This window comes from Rhodoferax lacus (genome assembly GCF_003415675.1).
In the GTDB taxonomy this organism is placed as follows: Bacteria; Pseudomonadota; Gammaproteobacteria; order Burkholderiales; family Burkholderiaceae_C; genus Allorhodoferax; species Allorhodoferax lacus.
This window is the reverse complement of sequence record NZ_QFZK01000002.1, coordinates 535761-541872: the sequence shown is the minus strand read 5'-3', so window position 1 is coordinate 541872 and position 6112 is coordinate 535761. Positions and strand designations below refer to the sequence as shown.

Genomic DNA, 6112 nt, shown 5'->3' with positions numbered 1-6112 from the left:
ACACGTCTACCAACACAGCGGGCCAGCCAGATCGGGGAATTACTGCCGCACCGCTGGCAAGACATTGCTGTCTAACTGTCAGGCATGACCGAGGTCAGCGGTCAATATGGGATGGCCGGACGCATACGCCGGGCCCGTGGAGGGGCCAGCTCCTTGCTCCGTGGCTGCCTGCCTGTCCTGGCGGCTGGTGTTGAGATTGAGGCGTGGTGCGCTGAGCTTCTTGTGAACCGAAGCATCGCCACACAGGGGGCATTGCACCAGGGCACGGGCGCACTGCGACACAAAGTCATCTTCGGAGGCAAACCAGCCTTCAAAGGTGTGATTTTGCGCACATTGAAGATCCAGAACTTTCATGGCGCTATTGTCTGACCTATGCCAGGCTCTGGGCGCTCTGCCACTGCAAGTCCCAGTTGCCGGCCAGCGTATTCTGCAACCACAAGGCACCGGCGAGGGTCTTGGCATCGGTGACTTTGCCTTGCAGGCACCACTGCAGCAACTCTTCGGGCGTGGCCGTGAAGACATCCAGAAATTCTCCGGCGTCCAACTGCTGTGCGCCAGCCGTCAGGCCGCGTGCAAACCAGATGTCTATGAACTCCGTGGAGTAGGCAATCACCGGGTGCATCAGCCCGGCACGTGCCCATTCGGTGGCACTAAAACCGGTTTCTTCCTGCAACTCGCGCTGTGCGCAGCTGAAGACGGATTCGCCCGCATCCAACTTGCCTGCCGGAAATTCGATCATCACCTGGCCCACGGGATAGCGGTACTGCCGCTCCAGCACCACGCGCCAGGCACCCTGTGCGTCCTGTAGCAGCGGGATGACCATGACGGCACCGGGATGCACCACGTACTCACGGGTGGCCTCACTGCCGTCGGGCAGCACAACCCGGTCACGAAAGGCGTGCAGAAAGTTTCCCTTGAAGACTTCCTCGGAAGACTTTTGGGTTTCCATCAGGTGTTTGTTATCAGCAGTGGACAAAGGCGTGTTCCCTGTTTCCAATGAAAAACGGGCTGCAAGACACTTGCAGCCCGGAGACGGCTCTAACGGCTGACGCGGACTCAGGTGCCCAGCATCTGGAGCACAGAGCGGGCGCACAGCGCCATCAGGCCGCCGGGCATCAGGCCCAGCACCAGGATGGCAGCGCCGTTGAGGCACAGCACCACGCGTACATCGGCACCGGCCACAACATTGCTGGCGGTGATGGGGGCATCAAAGTACATCACCTTGATCACGCGCAGGTAGTAGAAGGCGCCAATCAGCGACATCAGCACCGCAAACACCGCCAGGTACAGATAAACCTGCTCGCCCGACGCCACCAGGGCCTGCAGCACCGACAGCTTGGCGTAGAAACCGGCCAACGGGGGAATACCGGCCAGCGAGAACATGCTGACTGCCATGATGCCGGCGTAAAGCGGGCTGCGCTGGTTCAGACCGGCCAGGTCGGCAATCTCTTCGCTCTCAAAGCCTTCACGCGAGAGCAGCAGCAGCACACCGAAGGCCGCCAGCGTGGTCAGCACATAGGTGATGACGTAGAACATGGAGGAACTGTAGGCATTGGCTGCCGACAGCGTGTTGCCATTGACCACACCGGCCATGAGGCCCAGCAGCACAAAGCCCATCTGCGAGATGGTGGAAAAGGCCAGCATGCGCTTGACGTTGGTCTGCATGATGGCCGCCAGATTGCCCACCAGCAGCGAGCCAATCGACAGCACCATCAGCATTTGCTGCCAGTCGATGGCCAGGGGCAACATGCCTTCCACCAGCAGGCGCATGGTCATGCCAAAGGCTGCCAACTTGGGGGCTCCACCAATCATCAGCGTAATGGCGGTAGGTGCACCCTGGTAGACATCGGGGATCCACATGTGGAAAGGCACCACACCGAGCTTGAACGCCAGGCCGGAGACGATGAATACCAACCCAAAGATCAGCACCTGGTGGCGCACATTGCCCGAAGCAATGGCCTTGAACACGGCGGTGATGTCCAGCGAGCCGGTGGCGCCGTACAGCATGGACATGCCATACAGCAGGAAGCCGGAGGCCATGGCACCCAGCACAAAGTACTTGATGGCGGCTTCGGTGGCGGGCACATGGTCGCGGCGCAAGGCCACCAGGGCGTAGCTCGACAGGGTGAGCAGTTCCAGACCCAGGTAGATCACCAGGAAGTTGTTGCCGGAGATCATGACAAACATGCCCAGCAAGGCAAAGATGCTCAGGGTAAACAACTCGCCACCGCGCAGCATGTCGCGCTGACCGGCGTAGGGGCGTCCGTACACCAGCGTGATCATCATGGCTACCGTGGCAAAGCACTTGAGCCAGTTGCCCATGGAGTCGCTGACCACCATGTTGCCAAAGGCGTAGTGCGTCATGCCAGAAGAGGCGTACATGGCTTGCAGCACCGCAACAGCACCCAGTGTCATCAGGGTGATGACATAGGTTGCACCACGCAGCGGTGTCTTCACACCCAGGTCCATCAGGGCAATGACACAGGCCATCACCAGCAACATGATCTCGGGGTAGACCGCGATCAAACTGATATTGTCAATCATCTTTTATCTCTCAATTCAGTGTGATCAGTTCAACTTCGACACTGCAACATGCTTGAGCAATTGCGTGACTGAAACGTCCATCACATCCGTGAAGGGCTTGGGATAGATACCCATGTACAACACAGCAACCGCCAGCAGGGCCAGCATCAGGAACTCGCGGGCATTGATGTCCAACAACTCCTTGACATGGTGATTGCCCACCGGTCCGAGGTACACACGCTTGAACATCCACAGGGTGTAGGCCGCGCCAAAAATCAGCGCACTGGCTGCCGCAAAACCAACCCAGAAGTTGTATTTGACGGCACCCAGAATCACCATCCATTCGCCCACGAAACCGGCAGTACCCGGCAGGCCGCAATTGGCCATGGAGAACAGCAGGGCAAAGGCCGCAAACTTGGGCATGGTGTTGACCACGCCGCCATAACTGGCAATCTCACGGGAGTGCACGCGGTCATACAGCACGCCGATGGACAGGAACATGGCAGCCGAGACAAAGCCGTGGGCAATCATCTGAACGATGCCGCCCGAAACACCCAGGTCACTGAAGATGAAGAAGCCCAGGGTGACAAAGCCCATGTGCGCCACCGAAGAGTAGGCCACCAGCTTTTTCATGTCCTGCTGAACCATGGCCACCAGGCCCACGTACACCACGGCAACCAAAGAGAGTGCAATCATGAAGCCGGCCCACTCATGCGCCGCATCGGGTGCGATAGGCAGCGAGAAGCGCAGGAAACCGTAGGCACCCAACTTCAGCATGATGGCAGCCAGCACAGCAGAACCACCGGTGGGCGCTTCCACGTGCACGTCGGGCAACCAGGTGTGCACCGGCCACATGGGCACCTTGACCGCAAAGGCAGCCAGGAAGGCAAAGAAGATATAGGTTTGTGCGCTGCTGCTCAGGGGCAAGGCGTACCAAACGGCCAGATCGAAGCTGCCACCGGACTTGGTGTACAGGTAAATCAGGGCAACCAGCAACAGCAGCGAGCCCATCAGGGTGTACAGGAAGAATTTGAAGGCCGCATAGATCTTGTTCGGGCCGCCCCAGATACCGATGATCAGGTACATGGGAATCAGCGTGGCTTCAAAGAACACATAGAACAGCATGCCGTCGAGTGCGCAGAACACGCCAATCATCAGGCCGCTCAGGATCAGGAAGGCGCCCATGTACTGGTTCACGCGCGAGGTGATCACTTCCCATCCGGCAATCACCACCACAACGTTGATGAAGGCAGTCAGCAGCACAAACCAGAACGAGATGCCGTCCAGGCCCAGGTGGTAGTTGATGTTGAAGCGCTCAATCCAGGGCGCGTTTTCCACAAACTGCATGGCAGCCGAGTGGTTGTCAAACTGGCCGTACAGCGGCAGCGTGACCAGCAGGCTGACCAGCGCACCAATCAGTGCGACCCAGCGCACGGTTTTAGCCTGGTCGTCGCGACCCAGTGCCAGAAGAACTATTCCGAACGCAACGGGCGTCCAGATCGCAAGGCTCAACAATCCCATTTTTTCTTTCTCCTACTTGAGCCAAACGAAGTACGTCATCAGGACAAAGATGCCCAGAATCATCACCAAGGCATAGTGGTACAGATAGCCGGTTTGCAGCTTGCGCACGCCACCAGACACCCAGCCCACGAGTTTCCAGGAACCGTTCACCACGGCACCGTCGATCAGCATCTGGTCGCCACCCTTCCATAGCACGGTACCCAGAGCGCGGGCGCCACGGGCCAGGATGTTCTCGTTGATCCAGTCCAGGTAGTACTTGTTTTCCAGCAAGGTGTAGATCGGCATCGCCGCCTTCTTGATGGCCGTGGGCAAGGCCGGGTTGACCATGTACATGTAGTAGGACAGTGCCACACCCGACAGGGCCAGCCAGAACGGTGCTGTGCTCAGTGCATGCAGCGCCATGGCCACAGGTCCGTGGAAGGCGTGAGCCATCTCCTCCATGCCGGGGTGCTTTTCGTGGTCGATGAAAATCGCACCCTTGAAGAAGTCGCCAAACAGCATGGGGTCAATCGTCAGGTAGCCAATGATGACCGAGGGGATGGCCAGCAGGACCAGCGGCACCCACACCACCCAGGGGGATTCGTGCGGCTTGTTGTCATGGCCGTGGCCATGGTCGTCATGCCCATGGGCGTCATGCGCATCGTGGTCGTGGTCGTGGTCGCCATGGTGGGCATCCGGATTCTGGTCAAAACGCTCTTTCCCGTGGAACACCAGGAAGTACATGCGAAAAGAATAGAAGGCCGTCACAAACACACCTGCCAGCACGGCAAAGTGGGCGAAACCAGCACCGGGCAGGTGGCTTTCGGCCACAGCTTCAATGATGCTGTCCTTGGAGTAGAAACCGGCAAAGAAGGGTGTGCCAATCAAAGCCAAAGAGCCCAGCAGCGAAGTGATCCAGGTAATGGGCATGTACTTGCGCAGGCCACCCATCCAGCGGATGTCCTGGTTATGGTGGCAACCCATGATGACGGAACCGGCACCAAGGAACAGCAAGGCCTTGAAGAAGGCGTGCGTCATCAGGTGGAATACACCGACCGAGTAGGCCGAAGCACCCAGGGCCACGGTCATGTAACCCAGCTGCGACAGGGTGGAATAGGCCACCACGCGCTTGATGTCGTTCTGGATGATGCCCAAAAAGCCCATGAACAGCGCGGTGATGGCACCGATCACCAACACGAAATTCAGGGCCGCGTCGCTGAGCTCAAACAGGGGCGACATGCGCGCCACCATGAAGATGCCAGCCGTCACCATGGTGGCGGCGTGGATCAGCGCGGAAATCGGTGTGGGGCCTTCCATGGAGTCAGGCAGCCACACATGCAAGGGGAACTGGGCCGACTTGCCCATGGCACCAATGAACAGGCAAATGCAGATCACGGTAACTAGCATCCACTCGGTGCCAGGAAAGGCCAGCTTGGACAGCTCTTCGGCCCGTCCGAACACTTCGGTGTAGTTGAGCGTGCCAGCAAAGGCGACGATCAGGCCAATGCCCAGGATAAAGCCAAAGTCACCCACACGGTTGACCAGAAAGGCCTTCATGTTGGCAAAGATGGCGGTGGGTTTGTTGAACCAGAAACCGATCAGCAGGTACGACACCAGACCCACGGCTTCCCAGCCGAAGAACAGCTGCAGCAAGTTGTTGCTCATCACCAGCATCAGCATGGAGAAGGTGAAAAGCGAAATGTAGGCAAAGAAACGGTTGTAGCCTTCGTCCTCGTGCATGTAGCCGACCGTGTACAGGTGGACCATCAGAGAGACAAAGGTCACCACGCACATCATCATGGCGGTGAGGCCATCGACCAGGAAGCCGATTTCCATTTTCAGGCCACCCACCGACATCCAGGTGTAGAGGGTCTCGTTGAAACGGGCGCCGTCCTGCACCACGCTGAGCAGCGTCTGTACCGACAGCACAAAGGCCACCAGTACGCCCAGAATGGTCAGGCTGTGGCTGCCCACGCGGCCCATGACATTGCCACCGAACTTGGTGCCCAGCACACCGGCCAGCACGGAGCCAACCAGGGGTGCGAGCGGAACCCATATCAGGGTTGAGGCGGAAAGGGTTTGAGACATT

5 protein-coding genes are annotated in these 6112 nt (G+C 58.6%); all 5 read right to left on the bottom strand.

Annotation, left to right across the window (positions count from 1 at the left end; all coding sequences use genetic code 11):
• Window positions 1–78: 78 nt before the first annotated feature.
• The 5 genes from DIC66_RS06150 to nuoL all read right to left on the bottom strand — a co-directional run bounded on the left by DIC66_RS06150 (window position 79) and on the right by nuoL (window position 6111).
• Window positions 79–354: a DUF1178 family protein gene (locus DIC66_RS06150; protein ID WP_117175062.1), complete on the bottom strand. Its 276-nt coding sequence runs from the start codon at window positions 352–354 to the stop codon at window positions 79–81.
• Window positions 355–370: 16 nt separating this feature from the next.
• Complete coding sequence (locus tag DIC66_RS06145; protein WP_117175060.1) at window positions 371–949, bottom strand: NUDIX domain-containing protein; 579 nt, start codon at window positions 947–949, stop codon at window positions 371–373.
• Between the two features lie 107 nt (window positions 950–1056).
• Entirely contained in the window at window positions 1057–2544 is a 1488-nt protein-coding gene (gene nuoN / locus DIC66_RS06140; RefSeq protein WP_117175058.1) for an NADH-quinone oxidoreductase subunit NuoN, read from the bottom strand.
• A gap of 24 nt (window positions 2545–2568) precedes the next feature.
• A complete protein-coding gene (locus DIC66_RS06135; RefSeq protein ID WP_117175056.1) occupies window positions 2569–4044 on the bottom strand; it encodes an NADH-quinone oxidoreductase subunit M in 1476 nt (491 codons plus the stop codon).
• Window positions 4045–4056: 12 nt separating this feature from the next.
• A complete protein-coding gene (nuoL, locus tag DIC66_RS06130; protein WP_117175054.1) occupies window positions 4057–6111 on the bottom strand; it encodes an NADH-quinone oxidoreductase subunit L in 2055 nt (684 codons plus the stop codon).
• Window position 6112 lies beyond the last annotated feature (1 nt).

Coding starts and splice junctions, on each gene's coding strand:
- DIC66_RS06150 (WP_117175062.1), bottom strand. CDS start 354: ATGAAAGTTCTGGATCTTCAATGTGCGCAAAATCACACCTTTGAAGGC.
- DIC66_RS06145 (WP_117175060.1), bottom strand. CDS start 949: ATGGAAACCCAAAAGTCTTCCGAGGAAGTCTTCAAGGGAAACTTTCTG.
- nuoN (WP_117175058.1), bottom strand. CDS start 2,544: ATGATTGACAATATCAGTTTGATCGCGGTCTACCCCGAGATCATGTTG.
- DIC66_RS06135 (WP_117175056.1), bottom strand. CDS start 4,044: ATGGGATTGTTGAGCCTTGCGATCTGGACGCCCGTTGCGTTCGGAATA.
- nuoL (WP_117175054.1), bottom strand. CDS start 6,111: ATGTCTCAAACCCTTTCCGCCTCAACCCTGATATGGGTTCCGCTCGCA.